Origin of the sequence: Lonsdalea quercina subsp. quercina, assembly GCF_000688655.1 — a bacterium.
Lineage (GTDB): Bacteria > Pseudomonadota > Gammaproteobacteria > Enterobacterales > Enterobacteriaceae > Lonsdalea > Lonsdalea quercina.
On record NZ_JIBO01000001.1, the window covers coordinates 53,021 to 77,776 of the forward strand.

At 58.1% G+C, this 24,756-nt stretch carries 19 protein-coding genes and 1 pseudogene; 14 read left to right on the top strand and 6 right to left on the bottom strand.

Going from position 1 to position 24,756, the window contains the following annotated elements:
* Window positions 1-55 precede the first annotated feature (55 nt).
* The 3 genes from bcsE to bcsG are packed head-to-tail and all read left to right on the top strand — an operon-like array spanning window position 56 to window position 3,443.
* Window positions 56-1,597 carry a cellulose biosynthesis protein BcsE gene (gene bcsE / locus RZ35_RS00190; protein WP_026741486.1) on the top strand — a complete coding sequence of 514 codons (1,542 nt, stop codon included), beginning with the start codon at window positions 56-58 and terminating at the stop codon, window positions 1,595-1,597.
* On the top strand, window positions 1,594-1,779 hold the full coding sequence (locus RZ35_RS00195) for a cellulose biosynthesis protein BcsF (RefSeq protein WP_026741487.1): 186 nt from the start codon (window positions 1,594-1,596) through the stop codon (window positions 1,777-1,779). Before bcsE ends, RZ35_RS00195 begins: the two co-directional genes overlap by 4 nt.
* A 2-nt stretch (window positions 1,780-1,781) precedes the next feature.
* A complete protein-coding gene (gene bcsG, locus RZ35_RS00200) occupies window positions 1,782-3,443 on the top strand; it encodes a cellulose biosynthesis protein BcsG (RefSeq protein ID WP_026741488.1) in 1,662 nt (553 codons plus the stop codon).
* Window positions 3,444-3,586: 143 nt separating this feature from the next.
* Here bcsG and RZ35_RS00205 read toward each other — a convergent pair whose 3' ends face one another.
* Together RZ35_RS00205 and RZ35_RS00215 are read right to left on the bottom strand one after the other, a co-directional pair.
* Entirely contained in the window at window positions 3,587-4,642 is a 1,056-nt protein-coding gene (locus RZ35_RS00205) for an NAD(P)-dependent alcohol dehydrogenase (RefSeq protein WP_026741489.1), read from the bottom strand.
* 1,848 nt (window positions 4,643-6,490) lie between these two features.
* Window positions 6,491-7,324, bottom strand: a complete 834-nt coding sequence (locus tag RZ35_RS00215) for a VOC family protein (RefSeq protein WP_026741490.1) — start codon at window positions 7,322-7,324, stop codon at window positions 6,491-6,493.
* A gap of 297 nt (window positions 7,325-7,621) precedes the next feature.
* Between RZ35_RS00215 and RZ35_RS00220 the strand changes: the two genes are divergently transcribed.
* On the top strand, window positions 7,622-8,296 hold the full coding sequence (locus RZ35_RS00220; RefSeq protein WP_026741491.1) for a MarC family NAAT transporter: 675 nt from the start codon (window positions 7,622-7,624) through the stop codon (window positions 8,294-8,296).
* Window positions 8,297-8,583: 287 nt separating this feature from the next.
* Here RZ35_RS00220 and RZ35_RS00225 read toward each other — a convergent pair whose 3' ends face one another.
* Together RZ35_RS00225 and RZ35_RS00230 are read right to left on the bottom strand one after the other, a co-directional pair.
* Entirely contained in the window at window positions 8,584-9,849 is a 1,266-nt protein-coding gene (locus RZ35_RS00225; RefSeq protein ID WP_026741492.1) for an SfnB family sulfur acquisition oxidoreductase, read from the bottom strand.
* Between the two features lie 134 nt (window positions 9,850-9,983).
* Window positions 9,984-10,622, bottom strand: a complete 639-nt coding sequence (locus tag RZ35_RS00230; protein WP_051625414.1) for a TetR/AcrR family transcriptional regulator — start codon at window positions 10,620-10,622, stop codon at window positions 9,984-9,986.
* Window positions 10,623-10,839: 217 nt separating this feature from the next.
* Between RZ35_RS00230 and RZ35_RS00235 the strand changes: the two genes are divergently transcribed.
* The 6 genes from RZ35_RS00235 (at window position 10,840) to RZ35_RS00255 (ending at window position 18,888) form a co-directional block, all read left to right on the top strand.
* Entirely contained in the window at window positions 10,840-12,177 is a 1,338-nt protein-coding gene (locus RZ35_RS00235) for a neutral/alkaline non-lysosomal ceramidase N-terminal domain-containing protein (protein WP_026741493.1), read from the top strand.
* A gap of 245 nt (window positions 12,178-12,422) precedes the next feature.
* Complete coding sequence (locus RZ35_RS00240) at window positions 12,423-13,445, top strand: LLM class flavin-dependent oxidoreductase (protein ID WP_026741494.1); 1,023 nt, start codon at window positions 12,423-12,425, stop codon at window positions 13,443-13,445.
* 328 nt (window positions 13,446-13,773) lie between these two features.
* A complete protein-coding gene (locus RZ35_RS00245) occupies window positions 13,774-15,138 on the top strand; it encodes a carboxylesterase family protein (protein ID WP_026741495.1) in 1,365 nt (454 codons plus the stop codon).
* A gap of 403 nt (window positions 15,139-15,541) precedes the next feature.
* The gene (locus RZ35_RS00250; protein ID WP_026741496.1) at window positions 15,542-16,657 is read left to right on the top strand and encodes an NADH:flavin oxidoreductase/NADH oxidase; all 1,116 of its coding nucleotides are present in this window, start codon (window positions 15,542-15,544) and stop codon (window positions 16,655-16,657) included.
* Window positions 16,658-16,757: 100 nt separating this feature from the next.
* Window positions 16,758-16,898, top strand: coding sequence for a hypothetical protein (locus tag RZ35_RS17865; RefSeq protein ID WP_157755363.1), 141 nt, complete (start codon window positions 16,758-16,760; stop codon window positions 16,896-16,898).
* Window positions 16,899-17,250: 352 nt separating this feature from the next.
* Complete coding sequence (locus RZ35_RS00255; RefSeq protein WP_051625425.1) at window positions 17,251-18,888, top strand: tannase/feruloyl esterase family alpha/beta hydrolase; 1,638 nt, start codon at window positions 17,251-17,253, stop codon at window positions 18,886-18,888.
* Between the two features lie 224 nt (window positions 18,889-19,112).
* On the opposite strand, the gene RZ35_RS00260 is transcribed toward RZ35_RS00255, so the two are convergent.
* Together RZ35_RS00260 and RZ35_RS00265 are read right to left on the bottom strand one after the other, a co-directional pair.
* On the bottom strand, window positions 19,113-20,063 hold the full coding sequence (locus RZ35_RS00260; protein ID WP_036152245.1) for a D-2-hydroxyacid dehydrogenase family protein: 951 nt from the start codon (window positions 20,061-20,063) through the stop codon (window positions 19,113-19,115).
* Between the two features lie 173 nt (window positions 20,064-20,236).
* Complete coding sequence (locus RZ35_RS00265; protein WP_026741499.1) at window positions 20,237-21,214, bottom strand: alpha/beta fold hydrolase; 978 nt, start codon at window positions 21,212-21,214, stop codon at window positions 20,237-20,239.
* A gap of 128 nt (window positions 21,215-21,342) precedes the next feature.
* Here RZ35_RS00265 and RZ35_RS17870 point away from each other — a divergent pair, with 128 nt between their 5' ends.
* The 4 genes and pseudogenes from RZ35_RS17870 to RZ35_RS00280 all read left to right on the top strand — a co-directional run bounded on the left by RZ35_RS17870 (window position 21,343) and on the right by RZ35_RS00280 (window position 24,541).
* Window positions 21,343-21,483, top strand: coding sequence for a hypothetical protein (locus RZ35_RS17870; protein ID WP_157755364.1), 141 nt, complete (start codon window positions 21,343-21,345; stop codon window positions 21,481-21,483).
* Window positions 21,484-21,987: 504 nt separating this feature from the next.
* Window positions 21,988-23,439: a sugar porter family MFS transporter gene (locus RZ35_RS00270; protein WP_026741500.1), complete on the top strand. Its 1,452-nt coding sequence runs from the start codon at window positions 21,988-21,990 to the stop codon at window positions 23,437-23,439.
* Between the two features lie 441 nt (window positions 23,440-23,880).
* Window positions 23,881-24,234: pseudogene (locus RZ35_RS00275) on the top strand (type II toxin-antitoxin system RelE/ParE family toxin).
* A gap of 4 nt (window positions 24,235-24,238) precedes the next feature.
* Window positions 24,239-24,541 (top strand): helix-turn-helix domain-containing protein, encoded by a 303-nt coding sequence (locus RZ35_RS00280; protein WP_026741501.1) that lies wholly within the window; start codon window positions 24,239-24,241, stop codon window positions 24,539-24,541.
* The last annotated feature ends 215 nt before the right edge of the window (window positions 24,542-24,756 follow it).

The following is a 24,756-nucleotide window of genomic DNA, read 5'->3' on the forward strand; positions in this document are numbered from 1 at the left end:
AATTAACGACAAGTGATAACGTCGTTTTTGTTCTCTCTATTATAAAAAACAACCTATGAAATATTTTTCTACGTTAGGAATAGAACAACTGCCGGATGAATTAATGCTGATTCAACCGGCAGGGTGTTATTGGATTACGGTTCAACGGCAGGAAGATGCTATTGCACTGGCGCGGCAGGTCATGAGCGCCCAGTCAGCGGTGACGCTGCTCAGCTCAGCCACCGCGCCGCAGGAGCTGCTGACTCCGCCGCTGACTTCAGGGCCGAATCGTATTCCGATGTATTCATTACCGCAAACCAACAGAGCATTATTGAAGTTGGATAAAGATTTTTTACGTCTATTTTCATCCTCCTCTACTCCTCGCTTGGTTTTGTTTTATACCGAGGTTAGTGATTGGGATAAATTAACGTCTTCAGAATTGTCTGAGTGGTTAAAAAGAGTAAAAAGTGTATTAAAAAGGAAAAAGATTTCATTGCTAATTATTACTTACGGAAGAAAAATAATCTCCCTCAGTGATCATCTGCATGGCCTATTTTGTTATTTAAATGGTCTTTCCTGTCTCGAATATCCAAAAGATAATTGGAAATACAGAATACATTGGTGGTATAACGCTACGCGATTACTGGCAGACCGACAGTTAGCGTTAAATTTTGAGCAAAATCGCTTTTCGTTGATGAAAAAAGAAGAGCAAANCGCGCCATTAACCTTAAATGACGAACATATTTTTATTGCCGAACGCAGCGTATTGGAAGGGGCGCCCCCATTATCGGACCAGTGGCAATTACATGACGGCAACGAGCGGGTTTATGCACAGGCCGAAGGGGCCGATTCCGCGACGGTGATCTTCAGCCTCAGCCACAACGATCAGACCGGCGGGCTGGCTCGCCATATCCACCGACTGCGCAGCCTTCGCGGCCCCGGACTGAAGATTGTCGTTCGCGAGATGGAGGTCGGTCAGCGTCAGAACGACGAGCGCCTGTTGCTAGCCTGCGGGGTCAATATTATCGTGCCGTTTGGCACTTCGTTGTCGCGCTTTCTGATGATGCTCGAAGGGTTGCAAGGGCAACGTTATCAACGCGACGTGCCGAAAGATTTCAGTGTACTGCGGAAGCTGCAGCAGCCGCTGCGCCAGAAAGGATTTATGGCTCTTGAAATGTTCTGTCATACGGTGACGCTGCTGATGAACGACCCGCTGCTGCCGGAAAACAGCAAAGGTGTGCTGGTGGCGTTGACACCAGTGAGCCAGTTGCGGGCGGAGCAGGCATTGACGCTGTGCAAAACCCGGCGTAACGGCGATGTGTTCACGGTGATGGATAACCGCTTATACCTTTTCCTATTTTCCTGCCATCTGCACGATCTTGAAACGGCGCTGGCGTCCATCTTCCCGTTGCCGTGCGACGAGATGTTCTCCGAGCGTCAGGTCTGGTGTGAAGATCTGCCTGTTCTGTCGGAAATCCGTCTGATGGGGGCGAGGGTTCCGCGTNCGTCGGCGGCCGACGCTGCCGTACGCGTGACGAAAACTGAATCGGCACCGCCAGCGCCGCGACGGGTACCGCAACGCATCGCACTGGCGCAGGGAAAAGGAACGGACAAATGAACCTGATGGAAATCATGCATGCAGGCATTCTCTTCCTGCTGACTATTTTAGTGTTGAGAACGCTTTTTCCCCGCAGGCTGTCTGCTCGTTGGCGGGGGATTATTTATCGTTTGACGCCGTCGCGCGCGATGAAATATGTGGGAACCTGGCGGCGAAAATCTTCACAATCGGATGTGAAATAATCATGACTGAAGTAAAACAAGCGGCGTCCAATGGGGCGTCCTCCTGGAGCTGCTGGCGAGGTTTGGGCGGCTGGAATTTCTATTTCTTGCTGAAGTTCGCACTGCTGTGGTTCGGCTATCTTAACTTTCACGCGCTGGATAACCTGGTCTTTCTATGCTGGCTGGTTTTTCCGCTGCCGTCTCAGCGCCTGCGCCGCCTGCGTCAGTGGATCTCGATCCCCGTCGGGATCGCGTTGCTTTACCACGACACCTGGCTGCCGGGGATTCAAACTATTCTCAGTCAGGGAGAGCAGCTTACCGAGTTTTCGGGCGATTATCTGCTCGATCTGGCGGATCGATTCATCAATGGCCGGATGGTGGCCTGCGCGTTTGTGATGTGGGTTCTGTACCTGTTTATCGCCCAGTGGGTGCGCGTTACCGTGCTGGTGACGGCCATGTTGTGCTGGATCAATATGATCAATATTGCCGGTCCGGCGTTTTCACTGCTGCCGACGACGGCCGCCACCCCCCAAGTGGTCATCAACTCCAATGCGCCGCAGCCCGGCGCGCCCAACGCCTCTGCGGATGGACTCGACGAGAGCGCGCCGCCGACGAGCGCCAATCTGACGGCCTTTTTGTCGCGATTTTACGCGCAGGAAAAGCTGCGGGTTACGCACTTTCCTGAAACGCTCCCGGCGGATTCGCAGCCGTTTGACGTGCTGATCGTCAATATCTGCTCGCTGTCGTGGTCTGACTTGGACACGGTGCAGCTCCGTCATCATCCGCTGTGGAAACGGTTCGATATTCTGCTCGGCAACTACAATTCGGCGACGGGTTACAGCGGCCCTGCGGGCATCCGTCTGCTACGCGCCAGCTGTGGTCAGACGCCGCACAGCGAGATCTACAAGCCGACGGCGGATCACTGCTATCTATTCGAAAATCTGGAAAAACTGGGCTTCCGTCAGCAGTTAATGCTGGATCACCCCGGTAATTTCGGCAACTACCTGAAGTCCCTGCGTGAGCAGGGCGGGATCGGGGCGCCGCTGCTGTCTCAGGCGGGGATAGCGCCGGCCTATACCTCTTTCGATGGCACGCCGGTATTCAACGACGCGCAGCTGATGCAACGCTGGGCTGATGACCGCCAGCAGAGTAATGAGACGCGCAGCGCGACCTTCGTCAACATGATCCCGCTGCATGACGGCACGCGCGAACTGGGGACGACGCGATCCGCGCCGTATCAGCCGCGAGCGCAGCAGATGTTCGATCAGTTGGAAGCCTTTATGCGCCAGCTCGATGAGTCGGGACGGAGGGTGATGGTGATCGTCGTGCCGGAACACGGCGCGGCGCTGGCGGGCGACAAGATGCAGATGTCCGGTCTGAGGGATATCCCGAGCCCCAGTATCACGCATGTGCCGGTGGGCATTCTGTTCGCTGGGATGAAAGCGCCGCATCAGGAGCAGCCGCTGCGCGTCGATGCGCCGACCAGTATGCTGGCGCTGTCCGAGCTGATTTCCCGCGTGGTAGATGGCCAGGTGTTTAACGCGGCCAACGTCAATATGTCTGTCCTGACCGACAATCTGCCGAAGACGCCGGTAGTGTCAGAAAACGACGGGGCGGTGGTCATGCGTTATCAGGGGAAAACCTGGATACGACTCAACGGCGGCGACTGGGTGAACTACCCCTGACGCTGACGACCGTGAGCGTTCTGGCGATGGCGCCGTGGATCGCTCCTCGGCGCTTTTTTTGCCTGTAATAAAAACGGCCCGCATCGCCATGAATCTCATCACGATGCGGGCTGCTGGATACGCCGAGGATTAACGCTTGATTGTCATGCCTTCAGCGAGGCCATGTCGATGACGAAGCGATATTTCACGTCGCTTTTGAGCAGCCGTTCATAGGCTTGGTTGATCTGCTGGATATCGATCACCTCGACGNCAGAGACAATGCCGTGCTTGCCGCAGAAATCGAGCATTTCCTGTGTTTCCGCAATTCCGCCGATGCAGGAGCCGGCGATGGAGCGGCGGCCTAACACCATCGGCATTGTGCTTAGCGCCGGTTCGACGTTGCCGATCAGGCCGACAAACACCAGCGTACCGTCCAATGCCAAAGTGGTCATATACGGATTCACGTCGTGCTCGTAAGGCACCGTATCAATAATCAGATCGAAGTGGTTGCTCACCGCTTCCATCTGCGTCGGATCGGATGAGAGCACGATGTGATGCGCGCCCAGACGGCGAGCGTCGGCTTCTTTGCTCTTGCTGCGGGTGAACAGCGTAACGTCCGCGCCCATCGCATGCGCCAACTTCAGCGCCATATGACCCAGACCGCCTAGCCCCACGACGGCGACTTTACTGCCTTTGGTCACGTTCCACTTGCGCAGCGGCGACCAGGTGGTGATGCCCGCGCACAGCAGCGGAGCGACGGCTTTCAGATCGATACTGTCCGGGATCCGCAGCACGAAGTCCTGCGACGCGACGATTTTTTGCGAATAGCCGCCGTAGGTCGGCAGGTGATCGTGGCGATCGTGTCCGTTGTAGGTCTGAATATTTCCCTCTTCACAGTACTGCTCCAGACCTTGCCGACAGGGCTGACATTCGCGACATGAGTCCACCATGCAGCCGATGCCCGCGAGATCGCCCGGTTTGAACTGGGTCACCTCGCTGCCGACCTCGGTGACGCGACCAACGACTTCATGGCCGGGCACCAGCGGATAAAAGCTGATTCCCCAGTCGTTGCGTGCCTGATGCAGGTCGGAATGACAGACGCCGCAGTACAAGACTTCAATGACGACATCGTCAGGTCGCGGTTCGCGGCGGGTGAACTCAAGCGGCGCCAGAGGGGCCTGGGCGGACTTAGCGGCATAACCGAGCNCTTTCATGTTCATTCTCCTGTTTCATTGGGTAATGACCGTAGGGCGTAATGACCGCCGAAACGGGCGGAAGTCGGTAACGCGGACTGGCAGTGAGAAATAGCCCTTGAAGGCCGAAGGGACGGCGAGGACGATGACACAACATAAAGGCGGCGATGCCGTCCCGCGGTATGACTTCACCGTTGTTTTCCCGCCGTCAAATCCTCTGTCGTCTCTGTGTCGCACCACGCATGTTAGGAAAAATGCCCCATGCGGTTAGGTTATGGATGCGGCGCGGCGCGATGTAAATCGTTCAACCAGCCGTGAACGGCGTCAACCAGCTTGTCTGCCGAACCTTGCGCGAAGCCGGAACTGCGCGCCTCGTAGGTAAAGCGGTTGTAGCTGGCGTCATCCGGCAGGTATTTTGCCGCGCCGTCGACCATCGTCAGCACCCATGTGTGCGCAAACGGCGACTCGGCCTTGATACGTTCGCCGATCTGCGCCGCCAGCTCCGGCTGCACGCCGACCAGCGCGATATCGCCGATCCGGATCAACNCCACCGGCAGTGCGACGGGGCGGCCCGGCGTGTAAGTATAGGTGGTCACCGGACCTTTGGGCGCATTTCCGGGCGAGTTCGTTTGCGACGTCACCGTGACGCTTTTTCTTTCCAGCGTCAGCGTGGGGGTGGCGGCGGCGTGAATGCCGCCGGAGACTTCAGTCGCCGCGCGACCTAATTCCGTGCCGAGTTGATCGAGCAGCGTAAAGCCCTCTTCATGGCTATCGACGCGTGTGACGCTGCCGTCGTGGTTGACGACATGCCGGTTAGCCTGACGACGAGGCGCCTGATCGCCCGCCGCGCCCACCAAAAATGCCGCTACCGGCGCGCCGCCGTGCTGTTCCACGTAGCGCGTGGCGACGCCCGCCAGATCCGACGTGATCAGTTTGCCCCCCGCTTTTAGCGTGGAGCCATCCATCACCGAAGACTGGACGGCGTAATTGATCACAACGGCCAGCGGCGCACCCCGAGCGGTGTCGATCCGCAACACGGACAACGCCGGGTCGCTATTCCCTTCTCCGTTGGCGCCGAGCCACCAGCCGAACGGCGTCGAGACGTCGCGATTAACGTTCACCCGGCTGACGCCTTCCCCGTAGCCCACCTGGGCGATGGTCATGGATTTGACCGCCGACAGTGCCGCCGAGCGTACCGCATTTAGGAGCGCCTGCTGCATCCGCGTGGACTGAGCCTGAACGTCCGGCGAGGTATGTTCATGCGGCAAAACGTGCGGCGCGGAAAAGCCGTGGCTGGCGCTGACGATCGTCTGCGCCGGGGCGACCTGCGCCACCTGCTGGAGGGCGTCCTTCATGTTGGCGATCGATTCGTCGGACAGCGACGTCTGATCCACGACGATAATGCCCAGCCGGGTCGTCCCGTCATCCAGCAGAATCACGCGTGTTGCCAGCGGATCGTGCTGCCCGACGAAACCGTCGATAGGGTAGATGTCGNCTGGGATGGCGATGTCCGCCCGGCCTGCGCCGGCGGTGAATGTCGTGGCCTGAGCCAGTTCGCAAAGCAGCATGAAGCCCATCGCCAGGGAGGCGCGCAGAAACGTTTTTTTCATCATCGGTCCATCGTATGGCCGCTCACGGCGGCGGCTATCAATCGTTGTGTGATCGTCGCCGTCCCTCGCAAAACCGCTTGACAAGGGCGGGCAACGAGGACGACGAAATTGCAAAAATTCGTCGGAAATAGCGGGGCAAACGGCGTCAGACGAGGCTCCGGATGGCATTCGCATCTGTAATCCTGACGTCACGCTCCCTCTCCTTATTTATCCGACCGCCGTCGGACGTGAGCGTTCCGTCAGTTGCCGCAGATTTTCACGGGTGTTAGGGATGAAACCTTAGCGCGAGATTAAACCCGGCTTCCGTCGGCACCAGAATGTCGTTTTCTTTCTCAACAAACGGCAGATTGCCGGCCAGCAGGCTCTGACGCGTCTGGTCAAGCGAACGGGTCTTGAAGCTCAGTGCCGTCATGCGGGGTTTACCGTTGTCATCGCTGGGCAGCGTGCCGAATTCGGCGCGGGCGGAGTCGGCACTGATAAAGCGAACCCGCGTCTCTCCTGCCTGTAAGCGTAATTCACCGTCGGCGGCGGGTGTGAACAACGCGGAGTCAAACAGTCGCCGGTAGACCGCGGCAGCGTCCTCCGGACGCTCGGCGGCGATGACGAATTCTGTGATTTCGACGACGCCGTTACGATGTTTGCGCCACTCGGGCTGCCACACGGCTTCCGGCGTCAGATGTTGGCAAAAGAAGCTGACGCCGTTCCCAATGGCGTCGGCGCGCAAACGGGCGATGCGAAAGCGCGCCTCTATCTGGCTCCCGTCTGGTAGCGTGACCGGTCGGGAAAAGGACGCGGGCGTTTCCCCGGCGAGCTGCTGCTGTTGCAGGTGCCGATAGACGGAGTCCGCGTCTGGGGTTTTCCATACCAGTCCGCTAAGGCCGAGCGGGGACTGGCAAAAGTCTTTGCCGGTTTTGGGTTCATAGCCCAGCAGTTCAAGATAGGTTTCGCCGAAGATCGCCAAATGGTTGCTGGAGCCCATCGTGTGATGACCGCGTTCGCTGAGTTGAAAGCCGAGACGACGAAACAGCGTGCTGGCTTCATCCAACTGGTCGGCGACGTTGATGATCACATGGTCGACCACGGGGGGTAATTCAGACATACACGATTCTCCCTGTGTTAAATAAGTGAATCTTGGGCAAAGCCCGCCGATGCCATTGTAACAGCGTTATTGTGCGTTATGGACGATGAGTAGTCGTCTAGATAAGCGATAACCTCTCCCGACAAGCGGCGACGAAAGACCGGTCTCCCGCGTCGTGACAGCGGGTCGCATACCGTGCGAGGGTCAGCCATGGCCGGGTCGGGTTGGACCCCTCTCTGGCGATAACGCCCTGTTCTCTGCCATTTTTCCTATGCTAGGCTGAGGTTCATTGCATCGCTGGAATTATAAGGAAGCCGTATGACCGGGATCTCTGAATTGTTTGAAGCCGTAGGGTTGGGGCTGGTGCTGCTATTGCCGTTGGTCAACCCCTTGACGTCGGTGGCGCTGCTGTTGAGCCTGTCGGGAAACATGACCCGCAAGGACATCAGCCAGCAGTCCACCAAGGCGGCGTTTTACGTCTTTTTGATCATGATGGTGGCTTTTTATGCGGGTCAGCTGGTCATGAATACCTTCGGCATTTCAATCCCGGGGTTACGGATTGCCGGCGGGTTGATTGTCGCCTTTATCGGTTTCCGCATGCTGTTTCCCCAGAAGTCGCATATCGAGACGGCATCGGCGGATCAAAAAGTGCCGGACGTGACCAAAAAGGATTCGGAAAATATCGCGTTTGTGCCGCTGGCAATGCCCGGAAGCGCAGGGCCGGGGACGATAGCGATGATCATCAGCTCAGTATCGACGCTGAAAGCCAACTCGCTCGGATTCGAACCTTGGGTGCTGGTCGTGAGTCCGGTGGTGACGTTCATTGCGGTGGCCCTCATCCTGCTGGTGTGCCTGAAAAGCGCCGGTTTTATCATGCGTTTGATTGGTAAAAGCGGCATCGACGCCGTCTCGCGCCTGATGGGCTTTCTGCTGGTTTGCATGGGGGTACAGTTCATCATCAACGGGGTGATGGAGTTGATCTCGTCCTACTAAAACCGGCGTTTTTATTCTGAGAGAGACGCCGAGGGCGCGGCCAGCGGCTATTAGATTATCGGCCGATGTGGTTTCGCCCGATGGGGTATTCCGTCATTTTGACGGGAGCTTCAACCCGTCACCATTTAACGGCTCATGACGATGACGTTTGCATCGTGAATCAGCCCAGACGAGGTCTGGGCGATACGCGACATTGGCGGCGAAACGGTTTCATTGCTCCACTTTTCAGCTCAGATCTTTCATTGACGTCCTTCTTTTCAACTATTCGTAGGTCGTGGCTTACTCGGTCAGTTCCAGGCGTGACGCGGGGGATTCACCTGGTTCAAATAGTAGTTGCCGACGTGGAAATACTTCCAGCGCACCGGGTCGTGCAGCGTGTGCGTCCGGGCGTTGCGCCAGTGGCGGTCGAGATTGTATTCGGCCAGCGTGGAGCGCGTTCCGGCCAGCTCGAACAGCTTGTTCCCGGCCAGAAGGGCAATTTCGGTGGAAAGCACTTTCGACTCGGCGGTGGCGATAGCGGCGGCGGCCACCGTTTCTTCATTTGGCGTCGCCACGGCAACGTCAATCAGTCGCCCGGCGCGCGCCAGCAGCGCTTCGGCGGCGTGCAGGCGAATAGACAAATCGCCTACGGCGGCGATGGTGAAAACATCTTCCGCTGCGGTCTCTTTATCGCTGTCGATCCAGGGGCGCGTTTTTTCCCGCACGAATGACATCGTATCGGCTATCGTGCCTCGAGCGATACCGACGTCTACGGCGGACTGAATGATCTGCGAAATCGGCCCGGAAGGGGTCGGGCGATCGAAGGCGCGCCAGGCAGGAATAACGCGTTCAATGGGGGCGCGAACATGGTCGAGTATGACGGTGCCGGAGGCGGTAGTGCGCTGGCCGAAGCTCGACCAGTTGTTGATCACCGTCAGTCCCGGCGCGTCGCGATCGAATACGACCAGATGCGGCAACCCTTCCTCGTCGATGGCGACCGTATGAACGACATGCGCGAGCAGTGCGCCGGTTGCGTAGAACTTCTCTCCGGTGACGACGACCTCCTTGCCTTCGCGTCGCAGCGTGGTTTTAAAGTCGGACACGGTGGCCCCGCCCTTTTCTGAGAAGGCGTTACCCCAGCGTATGCCCTGGAGAATCCCGGCCAGCAGCGTTTTTTTCTGATTCTCGGTGCCGTCAGTCAGCAAATGCGCTACGCCGGCCAGATGGTTCTGCGGGATCTGTCCCAGAGCCGAATCTGCCGCAGAGATAATCGCGATCACCTGCGCCACCGTGGAGTAGGAAACGCCAGCACCACCGTAGGCGCGCGGTATGGTGATGCCCCATAGCCCGCTTTGTGAAAACGTCTCCAGCTCGGCAATCGGCAAAATGCCTTCACGATCGCGGCGCGCGGCACCCTGCGCAAACTGCGCAGCCAGCCGTTCGGCGACGGCGATAGCCTCTTCATCGCTGGCGATAATATGCGCAGGCGACGTCGGGCGGGGGAGCGGCGTAAATGGTTCGGCGGAATTGACCCGGACTTCCGGCTGAGTGGCGGTCACTTCGATGGTGGACATAAGTATTTCTCCTCGCAGGCGAAGGCGCAACGGCGCCGTAGCCCTCATCCTAGCAATCGCTCCGCCGCGTCTCATAGATGAATTCCGGATAACCTTATTTGCCAGGTGTATGATTCTTATAGATAAAAAATAGATTAGCTTATGTCGCAGCCTACACCTTGAAGGAAAATGGTCAGCGCTTTGATGACATGCGTAGTGCGGTCGCCTATCTCCTCGCCGTCGTGTCGCACGGGGAGCAGCGCGCCGAAGACGATGTTCATCAGCATGCCGGAATAGACCTTCACATCCTCTTCGTCTTCTAGCGGTAACTTGCCGCGTCGGGCCTGCGTCAGCAGCCAGGCCATGAGCGCCTCACGGGGATGGAATCGTCCGCTGGCATAAAGGCGACCGGACGCCTCCGGCGCTTCTACGGCGGCCTTCATAAAAACGCGGATGAACTCCAGCCGACGTCGCCCCGCCGCGTCATCCATATCCAGACGAAAAATTTTTATCAGCGACGCCAACATCGGCAGGTCCTCGGCTTCCGGGCGCGGAAGATCCAGAAACAGGCGCTGATTTTTTTCGACGACCGAATAATAAATTTCGTTTTTATTTTGGAAGAGCGCGTACAGATCGCGCTTTGATACCGCTGCCTGCGCGGCAATCATGCTGGTGGTCGTGCGCGTGAAGCCATGCTGACGAAACAGGCGGTCAGCGGCATCGATAATGTGGGTGCGCCGTTTTAGCGTCGCATCCGCCATGCCATCAGGCGAGATGAGCGGCTTCTTTTTCATCGTAAGGCTTCCTCATTGCCATGCCGTTGACAGGGTACCGTCGTGAATCAATACTTGGTACCGAAGAGTACCATGGAAAAGGCATTCTTTGCCGTCGTCCTGCGCAGGCAAAAATGAATATTGCGCGCCGCGGTGTGGTGAGCGATCTCAGCCGGTAGCTGGCCTGTCGGGCAACGGTTTACCCTCTCGGATACAACTTGTTGAAAGGAAACAACCTATGTCTACGCGTTTTTGCCTTCCCCTTTTACATCCAACCTCCGTCGCGTTCGGCGTGATGCTGTGCGCCAGCAGCCTGCTTTCGCCTGCCCTGGCGGCGAACAACGATTTGCTGCGCGTCGGTGCCGCCAAAGTGGATATCACGCCCACCACCCTGAAAGACATGAACCCGATGGGCGGGGATTTCAACGGGGTACACGACCCCATTTATATGCGCACGCTGCTCATTCACAGCGGCGGCAACAAGGTCGCGCTGGTTTCAGTGGACGCCATGGAAGTCGGCGACACGACCGCAGTGCGTCAGCGGATAGAAAAAGAGTTGCAGATACCGTTCGCCAACATCCTGATCTTCGCCACGCACGATCATAGCGCGCCGCGGGTAGGCAATGTCTCTCCAGGCGCGATGGCGCATGAGGGTACAACGACGTCTTTGGCCTGGAGCGAAGTACTCTACACTAAAATGGTCGAGGCGCTTCGTCAGTCTGACCAGCAGGCCAAACCCGCACGCTTCGGCGTGGGAAAAGGGACGGTCAACATCAACGTCAATCGCGATGAATATACCGCCGATGGCTGGATTATGGGCGTCAACCCCACCGGACCATCCGATAAAGGCCTGTGGGTGATGAAGTTTGATTCGCTAGACGGTCAGCCAATCGCGCTGCTGACGAATTATGCAGTTCACTCCATGGCGACGCTGGGCATCAAGCAGGTTACCGGGGATCTGACCGGGGTCGCCGCCGACTATGTAGAGAAAACGCTGGGGGAAAATGTGGTGTCGCTGTGGTCGGCAGGCATGGTCGCGGACCAGAATCCGAGGATTTTCCGCACGGGTCTGTCGGACACCGATGAGAAAGACGCGGCGTTCGCCTGGAATGCGGCCACAACTCAGGGGCTGGCCGCTGGCGAGGCGATTGTGCGCGTCGCCAGCGCGATAAAGCCCAGTGACATGACGCGTCGGGTGAACATTCATGCAGAGGAAAAAGTGGTCAGCTGTCCGACGCAGCAGGGCACGGAGACCACCGAGAACATGAATCAAGCCCAAGTCGATAACGTGGATCTTCGCCTGGGTCTGGTGATGCTGAACGACACGGCGATTGCCGGCGTCTCGGGCGAAGTGATGACCCGCATCGGCTATCGACTCGCGAAAAGTTCGCCGCTACTCAAAACTATCCTGACCTCTATCGTCAACGATCGTATCGGCTATATCCCGGACGACGCCGCATACCCCAATGAGGTCTTTGAAGTGAAGGCGAGTCCGCTGAAAGCAGGTTGTGCGGAAGACGCCATCGTCAATAATTTCACCACGATGATAGGCAAAGCGCTGCAACGACAACAATAAGCGCGTGCCGGGTGGCGTGGACGGCGAGTCTGCGCCACGTTTTGCCCGAATGGCTGGAGTAGGGGAGAAAGAGTCGGCAGTGACGGCGACGTGAACCCCGCAGGGCCAGGTTGACCTGCTGTGCGGCGGAACCGGTCAGTTTTGGTCTTTCTGCGTAGTCTCATCTAAAATTTATAGCTCGGCGATACCTTTTAAGGTCGCGTGGCTCCTTGGCTCGCCATCTTCNCTATAAGGACAAAAACTTCTTGAAAAAAATAGGCTTTTTGTCGTTTGGCCACTGGACGCCCTCGTCACAGTCGGCAACGCGTTCAGCGGCGGATTCGCTGCTGCAATCCATCGAGCTGGCCGTCGCTGCGGAAGAGCTGGGCGCGGATGGCGCCTATTTTCGAGTGCACCATTTCGCGCGTCAGCTTAGTTCGCCTTTCCCGCTGCTGGCGGCAGTGGGGGCGAAAACCCGCCGTATTGAGATCGGCACTGGCGTCATCGACATGCGTTACGAAAATCCGCTGTATATGGCAGAGAACGCCGGCGCGGCTGATTTGATCTCCGGCGGGCGCCTTCAGCTCGGCATCAGCCGGGGTTCCCCCGAGCAGGTGATCGACGGTTGGCGTTATTTCGGCTTCCAGCCTGCGGAGGGTGAGACTGACTCGGACATGGCGCGTCGCCACACCGAGGTCCTGCTGGATGCGCTGCGTGGCGAAGGCTTTGCCGAGCCGCATCCGCAGCCGATGTTTCCCAATCCGCCAGGGCTGCTGCGCCTCGAACCTTTTTCGGAAGGATTGCGTGAACGCATTTGGTGGGGGGCTGGCTCGAACGCCACGGCGGAGTGGGCGGCCAAACTTGGCCTGAATCTGCAAAGCTCCACGTTAAAGGACGACGAAACCGGAGAGCCGTTCCACATCCAGCAGGCTAAACAGATCCGCGCCTACCGCGACGCATGGAAAGCGGCCGGACACGCGCGCGAACCCCGTGTGTCGGTGAGCCGGAGCATATTCGCGCTGCTGGATGATCGGGATCGCGGCTACTTTGGCGGTGGGGGACAGGATGCCGATCAGGTGGGGTTCCTCGACGACAAAACGCGGGCGATTTTCGGCCGAAGTTATGCCGCCGAGCCAGACCAGCTTATCAAGCAGCTTGCGCAGGATGAGGCGATTGCCGAAGCGGACACGCTGCTGTTAACCGTGCCCAATCAGTTGGGCGTTGACTACAATGCGCACGTGATCGAATCGATACTGACGCAGGTTGCGCCGGGACTGGGCTGGCGCTAACGTCGCCGTAGAAGAGGAGAGGGCGCCGGGACGTTCACGCTGTTCGCCCGCAGTGATCTGTCCCTGTCTCATTTGCGAACGCTCGCTTTCCCCGGCTGTTTGGCATTTTCCGCTGTCTTCCCTCTCGCTTCCGAAAGCGCTGAGTGTAAAAAATTCGTAATGACATCAGTGGATTGCAACGAATTAGATTGGCAACGGTCTAGGATAGATAGTGTGTCGACGGCGTTTGTCCCACGGCCTGATCCCGCGCGGTTGGCAAGGTGGAAGAAAAGTGCCGGTACGGTATATGACCAACGAGACTAACGACTTTGCAATGAAAGGATGAACCATGCCCACACGTCGTGATTTTCTGATGATGAGTTTGCTTTCCGGAGCCATGATTGCCATCAATTCCTCCGCGCTGGCCCAGCAGGGCATCCGCGCTAAGGTCAAAGGCGCCAGCGCGATAACGCAGGTCTTTGGCGATGGCATTCGGTTGACCGCCGTTGCCGTGGAATATGACGAGGCCGTCAGCGGCGAGTCTCTTAGCAAGGCCGATTTCAGCGTGGAAGGCCGAACGGTCACCGGCGTGTTCGCCAGCGCTTCCGCCAACCCCGCCGACAAAGCGGCCGGCGGTCATTTCGTTATCGTTACACTATCGCCGGATGATGCGAATGCACCGCTGGTGGAGAAAATGGACGCGAAGAACGGCAAGGACGTCAAAAAGGGTACGCAGCCGCCGTCGTCCGGCGGCAAGGGCGGCCCCGGCAAAGCAGGGGATATTCCGGCATACGACACGACGTATGCGCTCCCCGTCGGCAAGGTGCATCAAACCGGCGATATCAAGAGCGTGCAAGGGGACCGCATTGCCGCCATGCCCGCACCGCTGACGACGACGCAAGCTGAAAATCTTGTCGTCGATGACTTCGAGTCGCTGATGTTTACCGATGCGAAAACGGGTAAAACATTGCGCTACAACCTGTTTGTGCCCAAGCACTACGACCCGAAACAGAAGTATCCGCTGGTCTTGTTCATGCACGATGCCGGGGCCACCAGCGACGTGACTCGCTCCACGCTCTATCAGGGATTGGGGGCGATTGCGTGGGCCAGCCCGGCCGATCAGGCTCAACGTCCGGCGTTTGTGCTGGCGCCGCAATACGCAGAAATTATCGCGGATGACGACTCGAAAACTTCTGATGCGCTGGATGCCACCCTCAATCTCATCACGTCGCTGTCGGAACAGTACAATATCGATCGCAACCGATGCTACGCAACCGGGCAGTCCGGCGGCTGCATGATGTCGATAGCGATGAACATCAAGTACCCGACCTTTTTCGCCGCTTCGTTTCTCGTGGCGGGGCAGTGGGACCCGGCGCTGGTCAAACCGCTTGCCCGGCAAAAACTGTGGATTCTGGTGTCGCAGGATGACGACAAGGCTTTTCCGGGACAGAACGCGATCACCGAGGTGTTGAAAAAAGAGGGCGCGAAGATAGCGACCGCCGTCTGGGACGGTCGGTGGTCGGCCGACCAGTTCCGCAAGGCCAGCCAGGCTATCGAGTCTGAGGAGTGCCCAATTAATTATGTGTCGTTTGCCAAAGGCACGGTCATTCCCCCCAACCAGTCGAGTGCCGGCGCGAGCGGCCATCGCAATACCTGGCGCATCGCCTACACCATTGAACCCATTCGGGAGTGGCTGTTCCGCCAGCACCGCTAAGGCGCACACGCCTGACGGGCGCGAGTCGATATGATTGAGTCACACCGTATCGGCGGCGCCGCGTCTGTCTTGGCGAGAGGCACCGCCCACTTTCCTCATCCTGCTGAATATGGGCGATGACCGAGGACGGACATCGCCCGATCCCGCAGCCAGCCCGGCCATGACAGATTCTCTGATGATCAAGAAAGCGTCGTCCGGACAGTGATTGCCTGATGAATGATTGGCGTGACGAATAGTTAATCGGGCAAAAGATCCACAAATCAACCATGCTTGATCTGCGGCCTGTCCGACGTTGCCCACACGTTGACCTCCCAACTCGTCGGCTTCCGTCGTGCAGCCTCCAGCGCCGCCCCTGTGCGGCGAGCGTGTCCGCTGACTCCATTCACAGAAAGCGAGGTTCGATATGTCGGTATTGTTCACGCCATTCACACTGAAGGACGTTACCCTGCGTAACCGCATCGCGGTGCCGCCGATGTGCCAGTACAGCGCCAATGAGGGGTTCACCAACACCTGGCATCAGGTTCACTATGCGGGACTGGCGCGGGGCGGGGCCGGTTTGGTGATCGTCGAAGCGACGGCGGTGTCGCCTGAAGGCCGCATCACGGCCCACTGTCTTGGACTGTGGAATGATGCGCAGACGGAAGGGTTGGCGCGCATCGCGGCGTCGATTAAAGCGGCGGGCGCCGTTCCCGGCCTCCAGATCGCACATGCAGGGCGCAAGGCCAGCGCCAATCGTCCGTGGGACGGCGATGATCATCTTCCCGAGGACGATCCCCGCGCCTGGGAGACGATTGCGCCGTCGCCTATCGCCTATGGGCAGAATCTGCCGCGGGTCCCGCGTGAGATGACATTTGAGGATATCGCCAGGGTGACGGGGGATTTCGCCGCCGCGGCGCGTCGCGCCCGCGATGCTGGTTTCGAATGGCTGGAGCTGCNCTTCGCTCACGGTTATCTGGCGCAAAGCTTCTTCTCTGCCCACAGTAATCAACGTCACGATCGGTATGGTGGGAATCTGGAAAACCGCAGCCGGTTCATGCTGGAAACGCTGGCGGCGGTTCGCGATGTCTGGCCGGAACATCTGCCGCTGACCGCGCGTTTTGGCGTGATCGAGTACGACGGAAACGACGAACGCACGTTGGCGGAGTCCATTGAAGGGGTACGGCGGATGCGGGCCGGAGGGCTGGATCTGCTGAATGTCAGCATCAACTTCGTCATTCCCGATACCCAAATCCCGTGGGAAACGCCTGCGCTGCTGGCGCCGCTCGCAGAGAGGGNGAGCCGCGGCGCCGGGATTCCTGTCGCGGTCGGCTGGGGGGTTGATGAGCCTACGCTGGCGGAACGCGTCGTGGCGGAGAAGCAAGTGGATTTGGTGATGATCGGCAGGGCGATGCTGGCGAATCCGCACTATCCGTACTGGCTGGCGCAGGCGCTGAACATCGACCGCCCTGACTGGGTGCTGCCCGCACCCTATGCACATTGGCTGGAGACCTATCACGGCGCGGGCAAACTGTCGTCATAGCGTTCGCTCCCCGCTTGATGGGCGGTCGCTGCGGCGACGGGGCTGTCGGCTCCGTCGTCGGGCAGATAGTCCGGTTAGAAGGCGCACGGGCGAAAGAGCGATGTCTATTACAACAATGTCGGCGGCAAGGTGGTGGTACGCCTTGGCGACCCGGCGTGATCGTGGGCGCAGGGCCGCGCCGCGGCTCGGCCTGAGGACGCTGAAACGATGGGCGCTGAGCGGTTTGCAGCCTGAGCTGTGAAGTCAGGTTAACGTGATAAGCGTCACTCAGCCGACTGAAAAGGTTGTGAAAATCCGCACTCACGTCAAGACGCAAACGTCTATTATTTCCAGGCGGATAACGCGCGCCGCGGGGCTGTGACGGATGTCGCAACATCGGCGTCCCTCCGCGTAGTCAGGACACAATAGCGAGCCGGGCTGCGGCACGACGCACGAATGACAGGAACAGAACCATGAGGATCGAGATGAAATATCTAACCGGGCTAGGGCAACTGCTGGGCGCCTGCCTTTTTGTCGTTGCGACGGCGTCGAACGCGTCTGCCGCCGAGCTAGCCGCCGTCCAGCCGGTCGTCTCCTGCGAGCAACTGGGGGCGATGGCGTTTTCCAATGCGGTCGGGGAAAAGGTCACCCTTCATTCGGCCACCCTGACGAAAACCGAGAAGGGAAACTTCTGCCAAATTTCAGCGACGATCGCGCCGTCCATCGGCGTTGAAATCGCTCTTCCTGCCGAACAGTGGACTCAGCGTTTTCTACAGGTCGGCTGCGGCGGNCTTTGCGGCAGCATCAACCTGAGTCTGTCCAACGCCAACGGCTGCGTTCCCGCTATGAACGGGGAGTTCGCGGTTGCCGCAACCGATATGGGTCATCAGGGCAGCATGATGGACGCCTCGTGGGCGGAAGATCCGCAAAAACGTATCGACTTCGCCTACCGCGCCAACCATCTGACGGCGGTGCTCACCAAAGCGCTGATTACGGCCTACTACGGCCAGCCGCAACGTTACGCCTACTTCATGGGATGTTCCGACGGCGGGCGCGAAGCATTGATGGAAGCGCAGCGCTACCCGGAAGACTTCAACGGTATTTCGGCGGGTGCGCCGGCCGCTTTCTTCCAGTTCCAAAACTCGTTCTTCCACGGCTGGAATAGTGTGGCGAATCAGCGCAAGGACGGCACGGCGATCCTGCTTCAGGATCGTCTGGCCATTCTGCATAAGGCGGTGCTGAAACACTGCCCGACGCTGTCCGGCGTTCACGACGGCCTGCTGCAGAATCCGTATGCCTGCTCGTTTTCCGCCAACTGGGTCAAGCGTTGTGCTGAAAAGCAGAGCGACAAGTCGGACTGCTTGACCCAGGAAGAGATCGAAGTCGCCCGAAAACTGTATGCGGGAGCGGGCGATGTCTCGGGTAATCGCTTCGTGCTCGGCGGTCTGCCGTTGGGATCCGAAATGCGCTGGCCCGCGCCGGCAAAAGCGACGGAGCGCTCCATGTCGGAATCGATGGTGCTGCCGGCACTGCAGTCCGTGCTGTTGCCCGGCGGGAAGCAGCCCATTTCCAAGATGAGTGATTTCCCGCTGAATCGCCGAAACTTCGATGCGGTAGCGCAGCTGGCGCCGCTGTATAACGCGGCCAATACCAATCTGCGTCCCTTCATGCAACATGGCGGCAAACTGATCATGTGGCATGGTTTGGCGGATGATTCGGTGAGTCCGGCGTTCTCTCTGGCCTACTATCGTGGTGTCAACACGACGCTTGGCAAAGCGGCGGTTGATAAGTTCATGCGTTTGTTCCTGCTGCCCGGCGTCGGCCACTGCGGGAATGGCGAAGGCTATGACCAGATGGACCTGCTGACGCCGTTGATGGCCTGGACCGAAGAGGGTGACGCGCCGAAATGGATTGTGACCGGTAAAGCCGCCAACGCGAAAAGCCCGGTGCCGCCACCGGCCGCGTCGACAAAAGGGAAGCCCACGGCAGAAGTACAGTTCCACGGTGTGCAGAAGAAAAGCTCGCCGATAGCATCGCCTGCCGCTGAGCTTCAAGCGACCCGTCCGGTCTACCCTTACCCCTACATCGCGCGTTACACCGGGCAGGGCGATCCCAACGACGCCAGCCAGTATCGACCGGTGCTGTCAGAGGCGTTTTTCCGCGTGGCATTCGTGAATCCGGCCCGTACCTACATCGGCCCTGATAATCAGAAAGAGTATGCGGTTAAGGACGGCAAGTTGGTCGAGAAATAAGCCAGCGACGTCCGAACTCGTCATGACGTTGTCCGGCGGCCGCCTTGTGTGGCCGCCGGCTTATTATTCGTGCTTAATTCGAGTTGCCCGCCGTCGCGCGTTTTTTACCAGACGCTTTGTCAACGTTCCGGTTTTGTTCTCTACGGCAATATTGGTGCGCCTTGAGCGACTTTTCCCCAACACTGTCCTCGTTGATGCTGCGAGGAAGGCGGCGGCGCGGCGCATCATGTCATTACGCGCGTCGGCGAGCCGTCCAGCCATGCTTGCAGGTTTTGCACCGTCTCTTCGTAGAAAACACGGTAGGTGNGATGGGTGACGAAGCCGATGTGAGGCGTCGCTATCACGTTATTTAGCGTCCGAAAGGGATGGTTGTCAGGTAGCGGTTCGCTCGAGAAGACGTCGAGCGCCGCCCCCGCGAGCGTCTGTTGTGATAACGCCTCGATTAACGCGGCTTCATCAACCAACGGCCCGCGCGAGGTATTGATCAACCACGCCGTGGGCTTCATTAACACCAGATCGGACGCGCCGATAATGCCGCGAGTGCGCTCAGAAAGCACCAAATGCAGCGAAAGCCAATCGGATTCACGCAGCAACGTCGCTTTATCGACCCACGTCACCCCTGCGGCCTGCGCGGCCTCTGGCGTCAGGTTCTGGCTCCACNCCATCACGTTCATGCCGAAGGCCCGGCCGATCGCCGCGACCCGAGCTCCGATTTTCCCCAGCCCGAGAATGCCGAGCGTGCTGCCCTCCAAATCCGCCCCTATACCCACTTGCCAACCTCCGGAGCGCAGCGAAGCGCATTCGGCGGGAAGATGTCGGGCTGCCGCCAGCAACAACGCCCACGTCAGCTCCGGCGCTCCGTTGCCGCGTCCTTGGGTGGCACTCACCGTGATGCCCTGAGCGCGTGCCGCCGCGATATCAATAGACGCATTGCGGGCGGACGTTGAGGCGATGAATTTGAGGTTTGGCAACCGGGCTAACAGGCGGGCCGTGAGCGGTGTCCTCTCGCGCATTACGCAGAGGGCATCGAAGGGACGCAGCCGGGCGATCAGCGCCGACTCGTCGGCCAGATGATCGCGAAACACCGTGATGTTAGCCCGCGATTGCACGGCGGACCAATCCGCACTGGCCAATGCAACACCCTGATAATCATCAAGAATGGCTATTTTTAACATGTTCAACGCTCCGTTAAGCGACTCGCCGCAAAGTGGACGCGTCTATTGGAGAGAACGACGCGTCCTTCGCGTTATACGAGTGGCATGACACAAAGACCTGAACGCGTCGGCACGGACGCGGCAATACCAGATGGGTGCTGGCGGCGTTTTCAGTTCACCGCCAGCCTTCGCGATTAGCGGTCCAGGACCTGCAGTAGGGCGCGGTTAAAACGTTCAGGCTCTTCCATCTGCGGCGCATGTCCCAGGCCCGCAAACTCCACCAGCTCACCGTTCGGGATACGTTTTACCGTGGCTTTGCCGAGCTGGTCATAATGGCCTAACCTCGCTTTGACCGCCGCGGAGGCAATATCGCTGCCGATGGCGGTGGTGTCCGACGTCCCGATAATGAGCGTGGTCGGCATCTGCAACGCTTGGAATTCATAGACGACCGGCTGGGTGAAAATCATGTCGTAAATCAGCGCCGAATTCCAGGCGACCCGCTGGTGTCCCGGCCCCTGATTCAAACCGGCCAGCATGTCGACCCAACGATCGTAGGCGGGTTTCCAGCGTCCGACGTAATAGGTGTTCAGTTCGTAGTTACGGATACTGGTGGCAGAGGTCCTCAGTTCGCGCTCATACCACTGATCGGGCGTACGGTAGGGGACGCCGAGGGCTTTCCAGTCCTCCAGACCAATGGGGTTCACCAGCACCAGCTTCTGCACCGCCTCGGGATACATCAGGGCATAACGCGTCGCCAGCATCCCGCCGGTGGAATGGCCGACCACCATCGCTTTATCGACGCCGAGACTCAGCAACAGCGCGTGGGTGTTAGCGGCCAACTGCTGAAAGCTGTATTGATACCGTTCGGGTTTGGTGGAAGTGCAAAAGCCGATCTGGTCGGGGGCGATCACCCGGTAGCCCCGTTGGCTCAATGCCTTGATCGTGTCTTCCCAGGTTGCGGCGCAGAAATTTTTTCCATGCAGGAATACAGCGGTTTTGCCGTTGGCCGGCCCTTGCGGCGCGACATCCATGTAGCCCATGTCCAGCGAGACGCCCTGAGACGTAAAGGCAAAGTGGTGCAGCGGATAGGGGTAGGTGAAGCCTTCAAGCTGCGGGCCATAGACCGGTGCGGCGAGAGCGGTTTGCCCACCGCAGAACGACAGCGCCAGCATGAAGAACAGACGTTCGATGACACGAGACATGATTGACCTTTTCAGTGAATTGTCCTGAGAGCACCTTAGCATGGTTTCTTTTTTTCGCCGTGGCGCAACGACGACCTGCGGCGATCGCGATGCGGCCTATGACGCGGCGCACACGCGACGATCAGACGAAGTCTCCATTGGCGCGAGCCGCCTCCGGACTGGCGGATACTATCGACCATGTCGTGCGAACTGGCCGTGTTTACGGCGTAATCCACGACAACCTCAAAGCCGTCGGCTGACGGCAGCAGAGCGAAAACTCGTCCGATACCGCGGGAAGTGCGGGTGACGCGGGTCCGTTTTATCTGAGTAAGCGGAGTGCATGCTCATATTGCGTCTCACCAAAGTTGCTCGGTTATTGTGAGAGGGATGAGAAATGAATGAGGCTGAGCAAACCTTACGGTAGGCTATTTTATGAACAGATTCCGGCATCCGACTGCGGTGAACGAACCGGATGACTCCGAATTTACGCTTTTCTGTGGGTGCCGATCCCCAGCGCAGCATTGCCGGAAAGAGAAAGTGTAAATTGTGTAATTAATTAAAATTGAATGAAATTTTATGTTCGCTTGCGTCAGTGGCTTGAGCGGCTCCTTGAGAAGGCGCGCAGTCGTAAGTTTATATTATTTTTCGCATTAACCTTTATACAGCATAGTGGCGTCTACACTTTTAACGTTGTGCGTTGATGATGGTTACCTTGCATTTTCGGGAGCGCTGTTTCATCAGGCTACTAATTAAAAGAGAAAACTATGAATGCCCAAAACACTGATTCACCAGGAACAAAAGAATTAACCCGAGCTGAAGTCGTCAGGCAGAGAATCTTTTTTGTCGTGCTGGTGGCGACTATGGGCGCATTGGCGTTTGGTTACGATACGGGGATTATTTCAGGCGCATTACCTTATATGTCGGCGCCGTCGGCCGAGGGAGGATTAGGGTTAACGTCATTTACTGAGGGACTGGTCGCTTCCTCACTGGTCTTCGGCGCCGCGGTAGGCTCCTTCCTTAGCGGTTTTTTCTCCGATAAGTTTGGCCGTCGTATTACGCTGCGTAGCCTTGCGGTGCTGTTTGTCGCAGGCTCGGTGGGCACCGCGCTGGCGCCCTCCGTCACTTCGATGGTCGTCATGCGATTCCTGCTGGGACTGGCTGTCGGCGGGGGATCTTCGACCGTGCCGGTTTTCATTGCCGAGATCGCCGGGCCAAAGCTCAGAGCGCCGCTGGTCAGCCGCAATGAGCTGATGATCGTGACGGGGCAACTGGTTGCCTATGTGGTCAGCGCCGCGCTCAGCTACCTGTTGAATGAAGGACATATGTGGCGCTACATGTTGGCCATCGCTATGGTGCCCGGCATTCTGCTTTTCATCGGGACATTCTTCGTGCCGGTTTCTCCCCACTGGCTGGTTTCTGAAGGACGTCACGCCGAGGCGAAAGAAGTGTTGCAGGAACTTCGCGAGACGCCGCACGAGGTCCGCAAAGAGCTGCGCGATATGAGAGAGCAGGTTAAAGAAGCCGAACGCGGACCGGAGGTCGGCGAGCTGCTGCGCGAGAAATGGGTCTTGAGGCTGCTCGTTATCGGCATCGGATTGGGCTTTGCGCTCCAGTTCACCGGCGTCAATGCGTTCATGTACTACACGCCCATTATCTTGAAATCCACCGGTCTCGGCACCACGGCGGCCATCACCGCCACCATTGGGAACGGGGTGGTGTCAGTGATTGCCTCGCTGGCGGGGATTTGGGCCGTCAGCCGTTTTGCGAGACGCCGGATGTTGATGACGGGCTTTGTCTTCGTCATCGTCGCGCAGGTTTCGCTGGGGGCCGTGCTGACTTTCCTGCCCGCCGATCTGACTCAAAGTTACATCGCACTACTGTGTATTCTGGTGTTCCTGTTCTTTATGCAGATGTTTATCGCGCCGGTTTATTGGCTGCTGATGTCGGAACTATTCCCTATGCAGCTGCGCGGACGCCTGTCGGGCACCGCCATTTCGGTTCAGTGGATTTTCAATGCGCTGGTGGCGCTGAGCTTCCCGCCCGTGCTGGCATTTGCCGGGAGTCAGACTTTCTTCATCTTCGCGGTGATTAACGTGTGTTCTCTGCTGTTTATCGCGGCGATGGTGCCTGAAACCCGCGGAAAAAGCCTGGAGCAAATCGAATCCCATATGCGTCACAAATTTGGTGAAGACAGCGATAAAGCGACCGAGGTATAGACAATCTGCGGCGAAGCTGAACTGAGCGTTGCCGCGCAATATCGTTTGTTCTGCATGAATGGTCGCTCTAGACCGCGAGGGAACGTCGTTAGGGGCGACGGCTTCCCTTATTAGCCGTAAAAACAGCCGTAATGACGCCTCGCCGCAAATGGGCGAGGCGTTTCTTTTTCTCTCCGCCGCTTCCTGCTTGTCCCTTCTACCGCCTGACATCGCTGTCCCGACCGAGGGACACCGTGCTGTACCATCGGCGTACTTTGTGTAGCTTGAAAAACGCGGCACCGTTCGCAAAACGCGTGTCGAGTCGTCCCAACCCTCATCTCACATTTCAAGGCTTCTCGGGCTTTCCGACCTGCGTGAGTGCATCACGCGTTTTATCACGACACAATCAAAATATAGGTTTTCACCTATATAGCATTTAACCTATGGTGATGAGGAGGTCGTGTGTGGATCATTGAAACAACGGATACATTTGACGCATGGTTTTGTTCGTTATGCGACATCGACAGGGCCTGCGTACTCGCGGCGCTCATTGTGTTGCGGGAAAAGGGACCATTGTTGCCAAGACTTTATGCAGATACGGTCAAAAGCTCCCGCTACAGCAACATGAAAGAGCTGAGAGTGTAAAGCCGGGGGGATCCCTTGCGCGCCTTTTTCGCGTTCGATCCGCACCGTACCGGAATTCTGCTGTGTGCAGGCAATAAGGCGGGTAATGAAAAACGCTTTTACGATGAAATGATCCCGCTGGCCGACCGGGAGTTCACTCATTATCTCAATCGATTACACAAAAAGGAGTAACGCTATGGGCAGAACGCTAGAACAGCTTATTGCGGATGAAAAACCGGACGTCGTTGCGGATGCGCACGCAATGGCCACGGATATGCTGCTGAATATCCACCTTGCCGAACTGCGTGAGAAGGTAAGGAAAACGCAGGTGGAGATGGCGCAGGCCCTGGGTCTGAAGCAGCCGACCGTGGCGGGGATGGAGAAACGGGGCCGGGACCTGAAACTCTCCACTCTGAAACGCTATGTTGAGGCGACCGGCGGCAAGCTGCGGCTTGATGTCGAACTGCCGGACGGTTCTCACTATGGCTTTGTGCTCTAAGTGGCGCACGTCACCGTCACTTAAATAAGGTAACCTTGCGTTGACTTAATCATGAGAAATCAAACAACCTCGTATTTTTCGTCATGAGCTTTGAGGCCGTCGATCATCGTCTGCCAATGTGATCTGATCAGCCCTGTTCGCAGATAAGCGGTGCAGCTTTAGCGAACTGTCGGCGAAGGTGCAGGGACGCGCTGCGCGCTGGGCTGACCCGTTCA